At 63.4% G+C, this 17,866-nt stretch carries 16 protein-coding genes; all 16 read left to right on the forward strand.

What is annotated here, in order from left to right:
• Nucleotides 1-6: 6 nt before the first annotated feature.
• The 16 genes from tssA to X735_RS1000000166710 are packed head-to-tail and all read left to right on the forward strand — an operon-like array spanning nucleotide 7 to nucleotide 17,863.
• Nucleotides 7-1,173 (forward strand): type VI secretion system protein TssA, encoded by a 1,167-nt coding sequence (gene tssA, locus X735_RS162210; RefSeq protein ID WP_023809139.1) that lies wholly within the window; start codon nucleotides 7-9, stop codon nucleotides 1,171-1,173.
• Between the two features lie 6 nt (nucleotides 1,174-1,179).
• Nucleotides 1,180-1,719, forward strand: coding sequence for a type VI secretion system contractile sheath small subunit (tssB, locus tag X735_RS162205; protein WP_023809140.1), 540 nt, complete (start codon nucleotides 1,180-1,182; stop codon nucleotides 1,717-1,719).
• Between the two features lie 3 nt (nucleotides 1,720-1,722).
• Nucleotides 1,723-3,228, forward strand: a complete 1,506-nt coding sequence (gene tssC / locus X735_RS162200; RefSeq protein WP_023809141.1) for a type VI secretion system contractile sheath large subunit — start codon at nucleotides 1,723-1,725, stop codon at nucleotides 3,226-3,228.
• Nucleotides 3,229-3,275: 47 nt separating this feature from the next.
• Nucleotides 3,276-3,737: a type VI secretion system tube protein TssD gene (gene tssD / locus X735_RS162195; RefSeq protein ID WP_027035516.1), complete on the forward strand. Its 462-nt coding sequence runs from the start codon at nucleotides 3,276-3,278 to the stop codon at nucleotides 3,735-3,737.
• Entirely contained in the window at nucleotides 3,724-4,479 is a 756-nt protein-coding gene (gene tssE, locus X735_RS162190; protein WP_023809143.1) for a type VI secretion system baseplate subunit TssE, read from the forward strand. Before tssD ends, tssE begins: the two co-directional genes overlap by 14 nt.
• 1 nt (nucleotide 4,480) lies before the next feature.
• Nucleotides 4,481-6,355 (forward strand): type VI secretion system baseplate subunit TssF, encoded by a 1,875-nt coding sequence (gene tssF / locus X735_RS162185; protein WP_023809144.1) that lies wholly within the window; start codon nucleotides 4,481-4,483, stop codon nucleotides 6,353-6,355.
• Entirely contained in the window at nucleotides 6,319-7,386 is a 1,068-nt protein-coding gene (gene tssG, locus X735_RS162180; protein ID WP_023809145.1) for a type VI secretion system baseplate subunit TssG, read from the forward strand. Before tssF ends, tssG begins: the two co-directional genes overlap by 37 nt.
• A complete protein-coding gene (gene tagH, locus X735_RS162175; protein ID WP_023809146.1) occupies nucleotides 7,383-8,855 on the forward strand; it encodes a type VI secretion system-associated FHA domain protein TagH in 1,473 nt (490 codons plus the stop codon). Before tssG ends, tagH begins: the two co-directional genes overlap by 4 nt.
• A 3-nt stretch (nucleotides 8,856-8,858) precedes the next feature.
• Nucleotides 8,859-9,311 carry a type VI secretion system lipoprotein TssJ gene (gene tssJ / locus X735_RS162170; protein WP_023809147.1) on the forward strand — a complete coding sequence of 151 codons (453 nt, stop codon included), beginning with the start codon at nucleotides 8,859-8,861 and terminating at the stop codon, nucleotides 9,309-9,311.
• A 39-nt stretch (nucleotides 9,312-9,350) separates the two neighbouring features.
• Entirely contained in the window at nucleotides 9,351-10,685 is a 1,335-nt protein-coding gene (gene tssK, locus X735_RS162165) for a type VI secretion system baseplate subunit TssK (RefSeq protein ID WP_023809148.1), read from the forward strand.
• A 4-nt stretch (nucleotides 10,686-10,689) separates the two neighbouring features.
• On the forward strand, nucleotides 10,690-12,012 hold the full coding sequence (icmH, locus tag X735_RS162160) for a type IVB secretion system protein IcmH/DotU (RefSeq protein WP_023809149.1): 1,323 nt from the start codon (nucleotides 10,690-10,692) through the stop codon (nucleotides 12,010-12,012).
• 1 nt (nucleotide 12,013) lies between these two features.
• Entirely contained in the window at nucleotides 12,014-15,550 is a 3,537-nt protein-coding gene (tssM, locus tag X735_RS162155) for a type VI secretion system membrane subunit TssM (protein WP_023809150.1), read from the forward strand.
• Nucleotides 15,532-16,080: a type VI secretion system-associated protein TagF gene (tagF, locus tag X735_RS1000000166700; RefSeq protein ID WP_023809151.1), complete on the forward strand. Its 549-nt coding sequence runs from the start codon at nucleotides 15,532-15,534 to the stop codon at nucleotides 16,078-16,080. Before tssM ends, tagF begins: the two co-directional genes overlap by 19 nt.
• A 19-nt stretch (nucleotides 16,081-16,099) precedes the next feature.
• Nucleotides 16,100-16,945 (forward strand): DUF4150 domain-containing protein, encoded by an 846-nt coding sequence (locus X735_RS1000000166705; RefSeq protein WP_196815287.1) that lies wholly within the window; start codon nucleotides 16,100-16,102, stop codon nucleotides 16,943-16,945.
• Nucleotides 16,946-16,954: 9 nt separating this feature from the next.
• Nucleotides 16,955-17,380: a hypothetical protein gene (locus tag X735_RS162150; protein ID WP_023809153.1), complete on the forward strand. Its 426-nt coding sequence runs from the start codon at nucleotides 16,955-16,957 to the stop codon at nucleotides 17,378-17,380.
• A gap of 3 nt (nucleotides 17,381-17,383) precedes the next feature.
• Nucleotides 17,384-17,863: a hypothetical protein gene (locus tag X735_RS1000000166710; RefSeq protein ID WP_023809154.1), complete on the forward strand. Its 480-nt coding sequence runs from the start codon at nucleotides 17,384-17,386 to the stop codon at nucleotides 17,861-17,863.
• Nucleotides 17,864-17,866 lie beyond the last annotated feature (3 nt).

Genomic DNA, 17,866 nt, shown 5'->3' on the forward strand with positions numbered 1-17,866 from the left:
GTTGGTGTGATTGATGTCGCACTCTGGCTTACTCCGCTCGACGGTGAAAATCCGTCAGGGGAGGATTTGCGCAACGACCCGGCTTTTCATGAGCTGGAGCGTCGGACCGAGCCCGAGGTCAAGGTCGTCCACGACGGCAACAACAAGCCCACTTCGCAAAGCACCATTCCAGTCGACTGGTCCGCGGTGCTGGCAAAGGCGGCGGAATTGCGCGCGCATGGCCGGGACCTGCGCCTGCTCGTCATTGTCACGCGCGCGCTGGCCAATGAAGACGGACTGGCCGGGCTGGCGCAAGGCCTGACCCTCATTGCGCAGACCTTCGATCAGCATTGGGAAACCATGCATCCGGCCCTGCGGCCCAACGCTTCGCCGCGCGACGCCGCCTTGCGCCGGATCAACGCACTGCTCGATCTCCAGAATGGCCAGGACGGGCTGTTGGCGAACCTGCGGCAGATGATTTTCTTTACGCCACGCTCGATCGGGCCGATCAGCGGACGCGACCTGGAACAAGCCGCCCTCGACGACCGTGTCATGCTCCAGGAAGCCGCCTCGGGATTGAACACGGCGGAAAAGGCCGCACTGGTCAGTGCGCACGGACAATTGTTGAACCGGGTGCGCGCCGGTTGTGCGGCTCAGATTGATCAAGCCGGTGCAGAGATGGTCTCGCTGGCCGCCGACGTCCGGGCGGCGATCGCAGCCCTTGACGAGGTCGAAACCGCCCTCAACGCCCGCCTCGAGGGCGGCGGCGCTCCCGTTCCGGACTTAAACCGGTTTCTGCAGCGTTTGCTGACGACCCTCGAACGGAACTCGGGTGCGGTGGCCAATGGCATGGCCAAGACGCCCACTGCGGCAGAACCGGCAACGCCTGCTCGAAACGGTCATGGAGCCGAGACTATGGCAAGTGCGGCAAGCTACACGGATACCAGCACGGGGCTTCCCGACCGGATTTCCTCACGCGACGACGTGGTCAAATGCCTCGACCTGGTCGTCGCCTTTTATGACCGCACCGAACCCTCGAGCCCGATACCGCATCTGGCGCGGCGTGTGCGCCGCATGGTGCACATGGATTTCGTTGAACTGATGGAAGATCTCGCCCCGTCTGGGCTGAAGGAATTCCGGCTCCTTGCCGGCGTTCCCGATGTCAAGAAGACGGCTCAGAAGGATGAAAGGTAAGAGCACATGCCAGCCGAAAGCAAAGCGAAGGTCATCGAACGAAATCGCGCGCCGCGGGTGCAGATCGCCTACGACGTGGAAACCTACGGTAGTCCGACCACGATCGAATTGCCTTTCGTCATGGCCGTGATGGCCGACCTTTCCGGCGCTTCGCAGACCAAGGAAGCGTCAAAATCGGTGCTGGACCGGTCCTTCGTCGAGACCGACGCGAACCGCTTCCCCAGATTCATGGAAGCGCTTGGGCCGCGCGTCAAAGCCCGGGTGAAGAACACGCTGCCGCAAGCCGAAGGCCAGGAGCGCGACGAGGAACTGGCGCTCGATCTCACCTTCACCAAGATGGGCGATTTCGCTCCCGACAAGGTTGCCGAGCAGGTGCCGCAACTGGCCGAGATCCTCAAGATGCGCCGCCAACTCGAGGAACTGCTTGGCTTCATGGATGGCCGCGTCGACGCCGAAAAACGCATCGCGCAACTTCTGAACAACGAACCACTTCTTGGCAAGATCGCCAGCCAGGCGCTGGCCGACGACGACAAGGTTGGGGAGTAAATCATGGCCGAACAGCAAAAGACCGCCGCCGTCGCCGCCGAGGCGGAAGCCATAGATCTTGGAGAATTCAGCGGGCTTCTCGAGAAGGATTTCAAGGTCAAGAAGGACGACAGCGAGAAACTGCAGCAACTCGTGCGCAATCTCGCACTCGCGGCGCAGTCCCGTTCCGAGACCACCACCATCTCCTCCAATGCGATCAAGTCGATCAAGTCGCTGATCGCGGGCATCGACAAGATGCTGACGACACAGGTCAACGAGATCCTGCACGCGCCCGAAGTGCGTGAGATGGAAGGCACATGGCGCGGCCTCTGGTATCTCATCAACAACACCGAGACGGATCAGAAGCTGAAGATCCGGGTGATGAACATCTCCAAGGAGCAACTGGCCGACACGCTCGAAGACTATGAAGGCCAGATGTGGGATCAGAGCCCGATCTTCAAGAAAGTCTATACGGACGAGTATTCGATGCTTGGCGGCGAGCCGATCGGCTGTGTGATTGGCGCCTACGAATTCTCGAACCACCCGCGCGACGTCGGTTTGTTGCGTAACATCTCCGGCATCTGTGCTTCAGCACACACGCCGTTTATCGCAGCCGCCTCGCCGCGCCTGTTCCGCATGGACAGCTGGCAGGAATTGCCGAACCCGCAAGATCTCCAGCAGATCGTCTCCAACCCGGCCTATGCCTCGTGGCAGTCGTTGCGCGAGAGCGAGGACGCTCGCTATATCGGCCTGACCATGCCGCGTGTTCTGGCGCGGCTGCCATACGGCACGGATACCGTTCCGGTGAAGGGCTTCACCTTCGAGGAAGAGGTGCAGGGCGATCACAACAAATATGTCTGGATGAACGCCGCCTTCCCTATGGGCGTGAACATAAACCGCAGCCACAAGCTCTATGGCTGGGGCACGCAGATCCGCGGCGTCGAGAATGGCGGCACGGTGCTTAACCTGCCGGTGCACAGCTTCCCGACCGATGACGGATCGATCGCGATGAAATGTCCGACCGAAGTCGCCATCGACGACCGGCGCGAAGCGGAACTGGCCAAGCTCGGCCTGATGCCGATCCTGCATCGAAAGAACACCGATCTCGCGGCCTTCATCGGCGCACACTCACTGCAGGACGACGAGACGCGGGCGGGGCGGCTGGTCGACCCCGACGCGCAGTCCAATGAGCGGCTGAGTGCCAACCTGCCCTATCTCTTCCCGGTCTCGCGCTTTGCGCATTACCTCAAGGCCATTGCGCGCGACAAGGTCGGCTCGTTCAAAGAGCGCTCCGACATGCAGATCTGGCTGACCGAATGGATCAACCGATATGTGCTGGCCAACCCGGCCTTCGCCGACGACAAGGCGCGCGCCAAGCGCCCGCTTGCCGCGGCCGAGGTTCAGGTGGACAGCGTTGAGGGGCGGCCGGGCTATTACAACGCCCGCTTCTATTTGCGTCCGCATTACCAGCTCGAGGGCATCAATGCCTCGCTCCGACTGGTCTCGGAACTACCGTCCGTGAAGACTTGAATTGCAGCAACACCATCTTGGTTTTTTGAAAGCGGTGGAGAAAGACAATGCCCACAGGTACGAAGATTGATGGCTTTCTAAAAGTTCCGGATATCAAAGGCCCAAGCGTTCGTGACGGCCACGAGGACGAAATCGAAATCCATGGGGTCGATTACAAGATAGTCGCGCCATACGATCCGAATTCGCTCTCGCGCCGCGGCCGTGTCTCCTTGGGAATGATCAAGTTCACCAAGCACTACGACAAGTCCTCGCCCTATCTGAAGAAAGCACTGTTCGAGAACAAGGCGCTGGACGAAGTGGTGTTCTCGGCTCGCCGGACCATCGATGGCGAGACGAATGATTACCTGGTCGTCACCCTCACCGACGCCTCGATCATGGAATACGACCTGTCGCAGGCGGAGGATGAGGAAGACCTGATCGAGGAAGAGGTCAGCTTCGCCTACAAGAAGATCAAGTTCGTCTATGACGGCAATGACGAAATCGAAATGGATGTCTATGTCGGCAAGTGAGGGCCGGCGGCCCGACGCGGACAAGCTGCAGGTCACCGCTGGTTCGCGAGCAAAACGCGAAGCGGTCCAGCCCTCTCTCTGGGACCGCCTCGTAAACGACCTGCCGGGCATGACCTCCGAGATAGACGGGCTGCGCCAGGCCTTGCAGGACGAACTCGGCGCCGACCGGCTGGAGGGTCTGGTTGCGGGCAGCGCGCGGCTCATCGATGCCGATGCGGAGCTGACGGCCGATCAGAAGCGGCGCCTGCACCGCCTGGCCTTTCAGATCCAGCATCGCGTGGAGATGGAAAGCCGCGGCGTGGTCGTGTCGGCCCGCGTGCTCCGGGAGGCCGTGCGGCGCGATATCGAGGCCCTGTTCAACACCGAGCGTTTCGAGGCTGTTCCGCTTCTTTCCGATCTCGAAAGCGAGCAGGCAGCGGACAACCCGCCGTCGCTCGCCGATTTCCCGGAGGTGCGCCGAAGCGTGATCAACTACGGCGTGCCCTCCTTTTCGGGCCGTTCCTCCCGCGATTTTGATCGCGAGGCGCTCGCCCGCGAGATCCGCTCGGTGCTTGCTACCTTCGAGCCACGCCTCAAGGAAAGTACGACGAAGGTCACGGTGACGCTTGGCGACAAGAGCGTGGGTTTGAAGATCGAGATTGACGCGGTGCTGATCATGACGCCGACGCCGGAACGCATGCGTCTGCGCACCACGATCAATCTCGACAACGGCTTGGCGCGGACCGAATTTAGGGAGGCCTGAGATGGATCGGGTCTTCGTGGAATATTACGAGGAGGAACTGACCCATATCCGTGCGCTGGCGGCGGAATTTGCCGACCTGCATCCGGCGGTGGCGCGCAATCTCTCCCTCGACACGGTGCCGTGTCCGGATCCGTATGTCGAGCGGTTGCTTGACGGCGTCGCTTTTCTCGCGGCGCGCACCCGGCTGAAAGTCGATGCCGAGCGCTCGCGGTTTTCACGCAGCGTGCTGGATGTCCTCTATCCCGATCTGGTCACGCCGGCGCCGGCAACGGCTATGGTGGTGCTGAAACCCGGCCAGCAGGTCCAGACGATGGTTGCCGGCCATGTCGTCAAGCGCAACACCCGGCTGGTTTCCGGCCTGCAGCCCGGCCTTTCGACGCGCTGCACCTTCACCACCGCCCAGGACGTCACGCTGTGGCCGATAGCGGTGACTTCGGTAAGCTATTTTCAAGATCGCAGCGCGCTGGCGGCGGCCGGCATAGGGCCGATCGGCGGTGTGGCCGGCGAGGCGGCGCTCCGCATCGTGCTGGCCCGAACCGGAAAAGGCAGGCTCGACGAATTGTCGCTCGACAAGCTTGATCTCTATTTTTCCGGGCGCACCAAGGCACCCTTGATTCTCGACGCGATTTTTGGCGCTTGTTCGGCCGTTGGCGCACGCGCGGAAGGCAAGACCAACCCCGTATCGCCCTTGCCGGAACCCGAAATGATCGGCATCAGCGACGACGAAGCCCTGATGCCTCGGACCCGTCCGACATTCGAGGGGTACCGTCTGCTGCGCGAATATTTCATGATGCCCGAGCGCTTTCACTATGCGCGGGTTTCCGGACTGCAGCCCGTCGTGCGCCGATGCGCCGCCGGGCTCGAGATCATCTTCATGTTCAGGCGTCCAGTGCCCGAGCTTGCCGACTTGACCCCGGCCGATTTCGAACTTTTCGCAACGCCGATCATCAATCTCTTCGAGCGTGAGTGCAACGTCATCGAGCTTGATCCGCGCAGGACGCGCCAGGTGCTGCATGCCGACCGAACGCGGGCGCGTGACTTCGAAATCTATCGGGTCATCCGCGTGGAGGACGCCGACACCGGGGGCAGCGATGCCGAAATTCCGGAGCTCTTCAGCCTGGGTCAGAATCGTGGCAGTGGCTGGGTCTACTCGACCGAGCGGCGTCCTCGTCGCGCGACGGAAGACGAGCGGCGCGACGGGCTGACCCGCACCTCCTACGCAGGGGACGATGTTTTCCTGGCAATTTCACGCCCGGTGGAAAGCCAGGCGAACCGGTCGCTGAAGCGTGTCGACATCGTGGCGCTTTGCACCAACCGCGATCTGCCGATCCTCGATGACAATCCCACTTTGACGCTGGAGGCCGGCGACCCGGTCGAAACGGTGCGGCTTCTCGGCGCGTTGCGTCCGCCTCGCCCGGCCATCCCCGCGGCGCTGCCTTCGGGCGCGGCGGGCGAATCGCGCGCCGACAATCTCGCCTGGCGGCTGGTGGCGCAACTGGCGCTCAATTTTCTCAGCCTTGCCAAGGAAGGCCGCGGCGTCGATCCGCTGCATGCGCTGCTTGATCTTTACGCCGACCGGGGAGATCCGAGCCTTGCCCGCAACGTGCATTCGATCGTTCGCATCGACTCGCGGTCGGTCATCGAACGGCTGCAGATCGACGGCCCGATGTGCTTTGGACGTGGCACGGAAGTAACATTGCATGTCGACCAGTTGGTCCTGGCAGGGCAAAGCACATTGCTGCTTTCGGCCCTGCTGGCACGGCTGTTTGCCCGGCATGCCGGGATAAACGGCTTCGTGCGAACCCGTACGCGGCTGCTGCAGAAGCAGGAGGATGTGCCATGGCCGATGACGCCCGGCAATCGCTACCTGATCTAGACACAGTCGACCCGAACCATGCCGAGGCGCTGTCCGGGACGTTCGACTTCTTCGAACTGTTGCGCCGACTCGAACGGAGGGGCGGGCTGTTCGGCTATTCCGGCTCGCCAGAGCGCGAGCCTGCAAGGCTCGGACAGCATGTGCGTCTTAGCTTTTCGGCCAGGGACGTGGTTGAATTCCACGACGCGAAGGACAAGGCTCCGGCCAGGGTCACCGTCGCAAATCTCGGCCTGATGGGACCCGAAGGTCCGCTGCCGCTGCATCTGACACGCTGGGTGCTCGATCGTCTGTCGCAGCGCTGGTTCACCGGCGCCGATGCCCAGCAAACCAGCGACACGACATTCGTGGACTTCGTCAACATTCTTCAGCACCGCATGATCGCCCTGTATTATCGGGCATGGGCGGATGCGCATCCGGCCGTACAGGTCGAACGCGCGGTCGGCGGGCGCGTTCGCGCCATGCTCGAAGCCATGGCGGGAATAGGACTTCCGGGCACCCAGAACACCGATCTCGATACGGTGAAGCTTCGCCAGGCGGCTTCGCTCGCCAGCCAGGTCGACGGCCCGGAACGGCTGACGCTGTTCCTGGCGGAAGCGTTCAAGGTGCCGGTTCAGATTAAGGAGTTCATCGCCGCCTGGATAATCATCCCAACCGGGCTCCAGACCCGTCTTGCAAAAGCCTATGCAGGGCTTGGCCGAGGAGCGACAATCGGCCCGCGCGTTTTCAACCGCCAAAGCCGAATCGAGCTCCGTGTCGGCCCGCTGGGGTACGAGGACTTCAAGGCGTTCCTGCCCGGTGGCCAGCGGTTCAAACTGTTCAAGCAAGCCGTTCGCGACATGGTCGGGGAATCGCTCGACGTCGATCTGCGCATCGTGCTTGCGCGGGAAGCCGTGCCGCCGCCCCGTCTCGGAGCGGTACAGCTCGGCCGAACTGCCTGGCTTGCGCGGCCTGTTGAAAGGGGCGATGCTGACGATCTGCGGCTGCGCACAATCGTCGGATGGCAGCCGGAAATGGCGGGGGTCGCGACATGAGCCTGCTGCTGACGCTGGAGCAAGGGCCACGCACCCAGGCCGTACGGCACACCCGGCTGGACGAAGGCGACCTGGTGATCGGCCGCAGCGCGGACGCAGGCTGGCAGATCGACGATCCCGACATGTTCGTTTCGCGAGCTCATTGCAGGATCTCGGGCGGGCGAGATGGATATTTCGTCACCGATACGTCAAGCAGCGGATTGTTCATAAACGATTCTGACAGCCCGCTCGGCGCCGGCAAGTCGACGCGTCTTCAAAGCGGTATGCGGCTAAGACTGGGCGACTACGTCGTCTATGTCGATCTGCAGACGCCAACCGCCCAAGCACCCACAGCCGGCCAGCCGGCTCCGGAACGCCTGCCGCCGGCATCCCGGGCGCCGGTGAGCATCGGCCACGACGACTTCTTTTCCGCCACGGTCGAAGAAGAGCCGCGACGGCCACGTCCGGCGGATTTGCCGGACCCGTTCGAACGGCCGGTTCCAGGCGCGTTCGAGCGTGCCACCTCCGGCCAGCGCAGTTCGCCTGGTTTCGATGACCCGTTCAGCCTCGATCCGGTTTCAACGCCTGTGTCGAAAAATGCCGCCTCTTACCGCGAACCGGGCGGCGCGGCGAACCAGGCGGACCCCTTCGGCCTCGACCCCGTGCCGTCTCCCAGCCGGGGAGCCGAGCCCGCTCATGGAAAGCCGTCCGATTTCAAGGATGATTTTGGTTTCGGATCGGCCGCGGCGCCCGGTTCGGCAAACGGCACCGGCTCGGCCGGGCAGCGCGAGCGCATCGCCCAACGACCACAATCCGCCAATCCCTGGGATTTGCCCGCGCAAGCGGCTGACGTCCCGCCTCCGGCGCGGGCAGGTGCTGCTGCCAAACCCGCCCGCCTGCCGGCAGCGCCGCAACTGGGGGACATGGCGCTCCGCTCCGCATTCCTGCATGGCATGGGTGTCGAGGAAGCCGATTTCCCCGAGCGCGACAGCATTGCGGAAATGGAGAAGTTTGGCCGCGAATATCGGTTGATGATGGAAGGCCTGATGCAGCTTCTGCGCAAACGGGCCGAGGAAAAGGGAAACGCTCGCGTCGCCCAGACCATGGTTGGGGCTTCCGAAGTCAATCCGCTCAAGTTTCTGCCGACGGTCGACGACGCCATCGTCACGCTTCTCGCCGAGCGCAGCCCTGGATTTCTCGCCGGCGAAGCGGCAATCGCCGACGCGGTTCGCGACCTCGCCCAACATCACGTGCGCGCCTGGCGCGGCGTACAGGGCGCCTTGCGGCGGATGATTGACCGTTTTGACCCGACAGCGATCGAGGAAGAGCTGAAATCGAATTCCGCGATCGGCACGCTGCTTTCGGGCGGACGCAGCGCCAAGCTGTGGGAGCTTTACCAGAAACGCCACCGTGAAATCGCCGAGAGCGCGGAAAAAAGCTTTCTGGGCGAAATCGGCGCTGATTTTCGGGATGCATATGAGGAGGAGTGAGACATGATCGATCGACGCGAATTCATTGTCGCCTTGGGCGCAACCGGGCTGCTTACGGCTTGCCAGAGCGGGCCGCCGAAACCATCGGTGATCACCGTCAAACTGACCGGCGGGGCCGGTATGAACCCGGGACCGGGCGGCGGCGACCGGCCGGTGACGGTCCTCGTCATGCGGCTGCGCAGCACCGGCAAATTCAATTCCGCCGACTACTTTGCCTTGCAGGGGGATGCCGGTTCGGCACTCGCAGGCGACCTCATCGGATCCGACCAGATAGCCGTCGGGCCGGGAAAGACCGCGTCCAAGACCATCACGGTCGAGCCGGACGCGACGGCGCTGGGCTTCGTTGCACTGATCCGCGAGCCCGGCGGCCGGAACTGGCGGACGACCAAGTCAGTGTCGGCGGGATCACAATTTACGGTCAACGTCTCGCTTGGCAGCGGCGGCATTTCCGCCTAACGGCCAGGGCAAGGGGAGCTCGATGCAGAGAGTAGCGGCATGAGCGATGCAAACAGGGTGCTGTGGTCCGAAGGTCTGTTTCTCCGGACCCAGCATTTCCAGCAGCAGGATCGCTTTTTCGAGGCGACGGTGCGCGGCGCGTTGCAGGCCGGGCAGTTGCATACGTTCGGCTTCCAGCAGCTGACGCTGGATCAGGCATTGCTGGAGGCCGGCCAGATCTCGATCCTGTCCGCACGGGGCATCTTTCCGGACGGAACACCTTTCTCCATTCCAGACATGATGGACGCGCCGCGACCATTGCCGGTCACCCCGGACACGAGCGCCGGGCCGGTGCTGGTGGCCTTGCCTCTGGAGCCTCCGGGAGGTGTCGGCTTCGATCCGGCACACGCAGCCGCCTCGGGAGCACGCTATCACGGGCGGGTCGTTTCGGTGCGTGACGCCGTCCAGGGCGGTTCAGATCCTGAAGAAATCGAGATCGCCCGTCCGCAGGCGCTGCTGCTTGCACCCGGCAAGTCGGTCGGTGGCTACACAGCCTTGCCGATAGCCGACCTCAAGGGGGTTCGAGCCGATGGTGGCGTCTCTCTGGACGAGACCTTCCTGCCGCCGACACTGATTACCGGCGCGGTGGCCTGGTATCGGCAATTGCTTCTGGAAGTTGTCACAGGCCTCGAGCAGATCGCCGAGGCGCATGGCAAGATGGTCATGGGCGGGCCTGGGCGCAGCGTCGAAGATCTGCTGATGCTCAATCTCGCCAATGCGGCGCGTCCGCGGCTCGCCCACATGCTGGCGCAGGATGTCTTCCATCCGGCCGAGCTTTACCTGGAACTTGCCGGGCTCGCTGGTTCGATGGCGACCTACGGATCGAGCGCGCGGCGCCTGGGCGAATTACCCGCTTACGATCACATGGCGCCAGGCCCCGCCTATTCGGCGCTGGCGGATGCGCTGCGCTCGCTCATCCTCAGCCTGCGTTACATCGAGCCTAAATCGCGTGCGCTGCCTGTCATGCGGCATTCGACCAATGTCTGGAAAATCCGCATCGACAACCCGAAGCTGCTGGTGGCCAGCCGGATCGTCATCCGGGTCGGTTCGGAGCTGTCGGAGGACGCGCTGCGCAAGATATTCGTCAATCAGGCGACTGTCGGCTCGGCCGACCAGTTCGAGGGCCTGTGGAAATCGCGATTGCCCGGCATTCCGCTGAAACCGCTTCATTCCCAGCCGCGCGAGATCCCCTACGATGGCGATCGGCTGTGCCTCGAGCTGGACCAGAAAAGCGAGCATTGGGCCTCGCTGCTCGATGCTCCCGGCTTTGTCATCGGCGTTTCGGGCGTGTTGCCAAGCGAGCCGCAGGTGGACTGCTATTCGGTGAACAGGTGAGATCATGAGCCGCGATGATCCGTTCGGACTGTCGGATGATCGCGAACGCACCCGCATACGACTGACCGGCGCGCCGATGCCGCGACCGATGGCGCCGCTGTTGCCGGGGGCGGTGGTAAAGCGGTCTCGGACCCACCCGAACGCGCTTGTCAACGCATTCGCACCCTTGCTCGAGTTCGCTCCCGAGCTCGAGAGTGCGCTGCCGCCGGAGAATCCGGAAACGTTGCGCACCCGATTGCTCGAAGAACTGGTTCGGGCACGCGACATGGCAATGTCGACGGGATCCTCGATGGAGAGGGCCGACCAGGCAGCCTGGATCGTGGCGGCGTTGCTCGATGATCTGGCTCTGAACACGCCCTGGGGTGGGGCCAGCGCCTGGCCTCGGCAGCCGCTTGTGGTCATGCTGCGTGGCGATGTCGATGCCGGCACGCAGTTCTTCACGCGTCTCGACGAACTGGAACGCCATCCCAACCGCGATCGCGAATTGCTGGAACTGCAGTATGATTGCATGGCGCTCGGTTTCCGCGGCAAATATCGCGTGCCTGGGCGATCAGGCGACCGTTCGCTCAATGCCGTTCGCGTGGCGGCGGCACGCTTCCTGCGCGATGCCGACGCTGAAGGCGCGCCACTGTCGCCAAACTGGAAGGGCGTGATCGCATCCGACGAGCCGCAGCGCTTCATCGTTCCGATCTGGGTCATGGCGCTCGGTGCGGCGGTTGTTTCCACAGCGATCCATATCGGGCTCTCGATGGGACTGAGCAGCCAGGCGGTCGAGCTTTCCGCACTTGTGCGCACCTTGCCGCCGCCTGCACGCGGCGACATCAGCCGTACGTCGCCCAAGGTCGAGGCCCCGCCGCCGGAGAAAGTGGATTTTGCGCTGTTGCCGGAATTTCAGGCCGGTGCACCGGCCGACCTCAGATCCGCCCTCAGCGGCACCGAGAGCGTCTCGCTGGCCAAGCTGATCATCCAGGCCTCCAACCCCGAACTGTTCCAGTCGTCGCGGCCACAACTGACCGAAGGCTTCGAGCCTCTGATCGGTTCGATCGCCAAGGTGATCCTCGCCAATCAGGAGCTGATCGGAAACATCACGGTGATCGGTCATACGGACGGCGTTCCTCTGCAAAAGACCAATCCGCTGTCGACCAACCAGCGGCTGTCCGAGGCTCGCGCCCAGACGATTGCCGACATGCTGGTCCAGAACGGAGTGCCACGGGACCGCGTCCATTCCGAGGGCCGCGCGGCCACCGATCCAGTGGCCAGCGACAGCACGCGCCAGGGGCGAGCCTTGAACCGCCGCGCCGAGGTGCTTGTCGAAAAGAGGCTGTGAGATGTTCATCCTGCGCTTCCTCTGGGCGGTTCTGACATCGCGCTGGCTGTGGACGCTGATCGGCATCACGCTGCTTTCCCTGGTCATCTGGGTGTTCGGTCCGATCGTCAGGGTCGGTGCCTACGAACCGTTCGCCTCTGAAAATGTGCGCATCGTCATCATCGCGCTGCTGGTCATCTTCTGGCTGATCTGGCTGATCGTCGCCCAGCGCCGGGCGATCCGCGCCAACCGCCTGTTCGTCGCCGACATTGCCGCGCCCGCGGTGGAAAAGCCGCTGAGCCCCGGCGAAGAGAACGTCGCTGCCGTGGGTGCCAAGTTCGCCGAGGTGATGGCCGAACTGAAGCGCCGCAAGCTGGGCGGCCGCAAGTTTCTGCGCGACATGCCGTGGTATGTGATCGTCGGGCCGCCGGCCACCGGCAAGACCACGGCTCTGCGGCAGTCCGGACTGAATTTTCCGATCGACCTCACCGACGACCTGCAAGGGGTCGGCGGCACCCGCAACTGCGACTGGTTCTTTTCCGAAAACGCGGTTCTGATCGATACCGCCGGCCGCTATGTGCAGCAGGAGAGCCAGCCCGATGTGGACGCGGCGGAATGGCTGGGCTTCCTCGACCTTTTGAAGAAGCATCGCGGCCGCCGCGCGCTCAACGGCGTCATCGTGGCGCTTTCGATCGACGTGCTTTCGGAGGGCGACGAAGCCATCAAGGCGCACGGCCGCAAGATCCGCCGCCGGTTGGCCGAGCTCAACGACCGGCTCGAAATCCGCCTTCCGGTCTATCTGATGCTGACCAAGGCCGATCTGATCAAGGGTTTCGAAGCCTTCTTCGGCGGTCTGTCCACCGCCTCGCGCGAGCAGGTGTGGGGAACGACCTTCGCGCTGGATGCGCGCGTGGATGCCAAGACCATCGAACGCGAAATTTCGACGCTGGCGACGGAGCTGGAGCGGCGGCTGGTGCCGCGCCTGGAGGATGAGGAAAAACTCGCCGCCCGTGCAGAGATCTTCCGGTTTCCTGCCCAACTCGCAAGCCTGTCCGAACCGATCCAGGTGCTGGTCGAGGCGATGTTCGGCGAAAGCCGGTATGAAGAGGCTGCATGGCTGCGCGGCCTCTACCTGACGTCGGCGACTCAGGAAGGGGCGCCTATCGACCGACTGACCGCGGCGCTGTCGTCGTCTTTCGGTCTTCCGCCACGGCGGGTCCTGCCCGCACCAAGGGTCGAGAAACGCAGCTTCTTCCTGAAGAACCTGCTCACCGAAGTCATCTTCAAGGAAGCAGGCCTGGGTACGTTCGACCCGCTGGCGCAACGCCGCCGCGCCTGGATCTGGCGGGGCGCGGCGGCTGCCTGTGCCACAGCGGGCTTGCTGGCCAGTGCGGTGTTTGCCTGGTCCTACTACGACAACCGCAATGCGATCTCGGCCCAGGCAAGCCAGTTCGAAGCGCTGCAGACGCCGTTGACCTCGGCTGCCGCAAACCCGGCATCGGTGCAGCAGCCTGCCATCGACGGCGCGCTCGAGGCAATGGACGCGGTCTCAAATGCCCGGACAGCACCGCCGGCCGCTGTCCAGGATCTGCTAGGGCCATCGGCCTCGGCGGAACTGGTGCGGGCTCAGACCGACACCTACGATCACGCCTTGCGCAACGTGCTTGAGCCGCACATGGTGGCCCTTCTCGAGGCCACCATGTGGCGGCAGATCCGCGATCCGGATTTCATGCTCGGCGCTCTCAAGACCTATCGTATGATGACGGGTCTGTCGCAGATGGATCCCGACTACACCCAGAACTGGTGGGTCAACAGCCTTCCCGAATTCGCGGCCGCAGCACCATTTCCAACCGCCGATGCCGAAGAGCATCAGCTTGCGGCCATCCGCCGGATGACGGTCGACGAAAGCTATATCGAGCCCGACCAGGCGCTGGTTGCCGAAGCGCTGAAAACGGTATGCACGATTTCATTGCCGGCGCGTGCCTACAAGCAATTGCTGGCCGATCCGGTAGTGGCCGGGCTCAAAGAATGGATTCCGGCGAATTTCGCCGGTCCCAACGGCGCCAAGGTTTTTGCGCGTCGCTCCGGCAAGACGCTTCGCGTCGGCATTTCGGGAGCATTCACCTATGCAGGCTTCCATGACGCCGTTCTCGACCGGATCGAGGATGTGGCAGCACAAGCGGCGCTGGATCGGGCGGTCTTCGCCGGGGGCTGCTCCGAGAACTCCGAAACGTCCGTGTCGGCGCTGTCCGAGGACATCCTGAAGCTCTACTACGACGACTATATCGCACAGTGGGACAGCTTCCTGCGCGATATGAGGCTGGCGCCGTTGAGCGACCTCAATGTCGCCAGTGAGAATCTGAAGGATCTTTCCAGCGCCGATTCAGCGCTGAAACGCCTGCTCACGGCGGTCGTTCAGGAGACCGAGCTTACCCGGTCCGATGAAGCGCCGGCCGACGACAAGGCGGCGGCCAAGGGCGGCTCGAAACTGCTCGGCAAACTCGGCAAGCTCGGCAAGATCGTCAAAACGGGGGCAAAGCTGCTTCCACGCGCGGGCTCAGCTGACGAGGTGGATCTTACCGGCAACCTGGTGGCCGAACACTTCAAGCCGCTCAAAGGTGCTATTGCCGAGGTCGACGGCCAGCCGCCAGCACTCGACGCCGCGGTGGTGGCTTTGACGGCGCTGTCCAACGTTTTGCAGACGGTCACGGCCAATCCCGATCCCCAGGATGCCATCAAGAAGCAAGGCGGCCTCGCCGAACTGACGGGGGCGGTCGCAAGGCAAGCGCAAATCCTGCCCGACCCGGTCGACGACTGGCTCGGCGGTGTCGCCGGCGACACCAGCGGGTTGACGCAAAAGGCGGTCACCTCGGAGCTCAACGCCATCTGGCGCGCCGACATCCTGCCCTTCTGCCAGGCGGCGCTCAACGACCGCTATCCGTTCAGTCCCGAAAGCGCGGTGGACGTCAATGTCCGCGACTTCGCCCGCCTGTTCGGACCGGCGGGCCTGATCGACGCGTTCACCAACGACCATTTGATCAGCTATGTCGACACCGCCAGCCAGCCGTGGAAATGGCGTGCCGATTTCGGCCTCGACCCTTCGGCGCTGGCGGCTTTCGAGCAGGCCAGGCGGATACGCGACGATCTCTTTCCCGGCGGTACAGGACCGGTGATGAGCTTCACGCTGGAACCCAAGGACCTGTCTCCGAACGTCACGCGCGTAACGCTCAATCTCGATGGCCAGACCCTCGTCTACTTCAACAACGCGACGCGGCCGCAACCGATGACCTGGCCCGGCAAGGAGGGCACCGGGGTCATCTCGCTCGCCTTCCAGCCCATCGATGGTTCGCCCGAAATCATGCTCAACGAGACCGGCAGCTGGGCGTGGCTGAGGATGCTGCGCAGCGGCCGATTCACTGGAACCTCGCTGTCCGATGTCTACAGCCTGCGGCTGGGCACGAAAGGCATGTACGCCGATTTCGAGCTCAAGGCCGCCAGCGTCGAAAACCCTTACAACCTGCAAATGTTCAAGAAATTCTCATGTCCGCCGCAGATATGAGCACCGGCTTCTTCGGCAAGATTCCGGCGACCGGAGATTTTGTCGCCGCGAACTTGCCGCGAGCGTTCATCGACCGCTGGGACCGGTGGATGTCGATGGAACTGCGCGAGAGGCCAGACGAGGGGGAATTGGATTCGCGTGTCTGGCGCTTCATCGTCAAGGGCGGCATTTTCGGCGACCAGCCCTGTGCCGGCGTCTGGCGCATGAGCGAGGATCGCGTCGGCCGCCGTTATCCGTTCGCCATCGTCCGGCTTGGGGCCCCGCCGGAGCCGGGCGACCCGTGGTACGATGCAGTGGCCTCGCTTCTTCAGAACTGCGTCGACAACTACTGGGCGCAGACCCGGCTGGCCGAAAGCCTTCAGATTTTGCCACCTCCGGGCGCCGCCGCCGCGACCGACAAGATCGCATTCTGGAGCGACGACTGGGAGGTCAGGGAGTTCGGCTTCGCCGACATCCACGACCTTGCTCAAAATGCCCTGCCCGCGATGCGCGGCATCGCCGGAGACGGCGGGGTCCTGAGCCATGGGTAACACGGTCTACGCCGAAAAGATGGGCTTCTTCCACCAGGCAAGCGGCGGCAAGGGCGTCGCGCCGGGCGACGTCTGCCTCAGCCCGCCGCCGCCGCCAGCGGGACCGGTGCCGGTTCCATATGTCAACATGCTTTCGGCCAGCGATCTCATCAAAGGCAGCAAGAGCGTCAAGGTGCAGGGAACACCGACGGCGCTGGAGAACTCTTCCGAAGTGGCGCTGAGTACGGGCAACGAAGCGGCCACGCCTGGACTTGGCGCCGGCGTGGTCACCCATCGCATCAAGGGTAAGGGCTCGTTCAAGCTCTGGTCGTTCACGGTCAAGGTCGAGGGCAAGGGAGTCTGCCGCCACGGCGATCCGATGGAGCAGAATACCGCGAGCCCGCTGCCGAACACGGTCGACGTGTCCGCCATGGTCGACTTCTCGGTGGTGCTGGGCAAGGACGCGATGAAGGAAGACTGCCCGCGCGACTACAAGTACTCGGAGGACTATACCCCCACGACCGAGACCCAGCGCGCTTCCGTGCAGGGGCAGACCTGCTGGCAGTGCAAGAAGGACCGCGCCAACATCCTTCGTCGGGCTTCAGGCCCAGCCAAGGACAAGGCGCTGAAGGACATTGACAAGAAAATCAAAAGGCAGACTGACGGCAAGGTCACGATGATCGCCGATCACCAGCCGCCGCAGAAGACCGCGTGGGAGATGGGAGCGTGCCACGATCCGGGCAGCTTCGCCCAGCGGATGCGCGACCTTCCGTGCCAGCCGCATTGTCATGCTCACAGCATGGAGCAGTCCCAGGATATGCGCGCACTGGATCGCCGCGAGCTTTACGATGCGATGAACAAGCACATTGGCGGCCTGGGCATATAGAGATATGAAATGATCTCGATAACGTATCAAGACATCTATGATCGTTGGACAGACGAGTTGAAGATCGTCGTGCCACCATTGCTGGAATGGTGGCATGACCTTCGTGCGCAGGAAGTCAACAGGGAGCTTGTCGACGCCCGCTGGCCGGCGGGACCAGCGAGTCACCCTCGGGTCATTGCCCTGTTTCGGAAGTACTACTTCGAAACGACGCGACTGAACGACTTGCTTTCGGGCGGCGGGCCGGAGCCCGGGAGGAGCGAGATGTGGGGCTCCGAGGCCAAGCAGTTGTCCGAAGGGAGCGAGGGGGACGGGCCGGTCCCACCCGTGACGTTGCTCCTCTCCTGGCTGGGCGACACCGAGCCCGAGCTGGCGGACTTCATGAGGCCGTTCGACTTCATTCCCATCGGGGAAGATCCGGAATTCGAGGAGTCCTGAGCGATGGCACTGCTCGTCAACCACAACATCCAGAACGGGACCTACCGGCTGCTGCGCGCGCCCGGTGACGTCCGAGGCCGCGCGGAAGGGACGGCGCCGGGGACCGGCTCGGCTGGACATCGCAGCCTGTTCGCCGCCTATCTGCTCGATTTCGTGGACGTGTTCGCTGTCGCGTCCGAGACATGGAACGCGAGTGTCGAGGAGCGCATGGAGACCGGCCTGCCGATGGGCGAGGCAATCCTCCGAACGATCGAGGCCAAGGGGCTTGCCGGCCCCGCCGGCCACCCGAGGGTGGTCTGGCTCGTGCGCAAGTACTGGCTCGCGTGCGACAAGGAAAACCGGCGTTCCGCGTCGAGTGCGGTGCCTCCCGAAGTGTTACTTCTCGAGTGGCTGATCCAGGGCGGCCATGACGACTATGCGACGCTGCTGACCGCGATGCCCTACTGGCCGATCGGCCTCGACGAACACGGCAATTGGTGCTGAGCG

Origin of the sequence: Mesorhizobium sp. L2C084A000, assembly GCF_000502875.1 — a bacterium.
Lineage (GTDB): Bacteria > Pseudomonadota > Alphaproteobacteria > Rhizobiales > Rhizobiaceae > Mesorhizobium.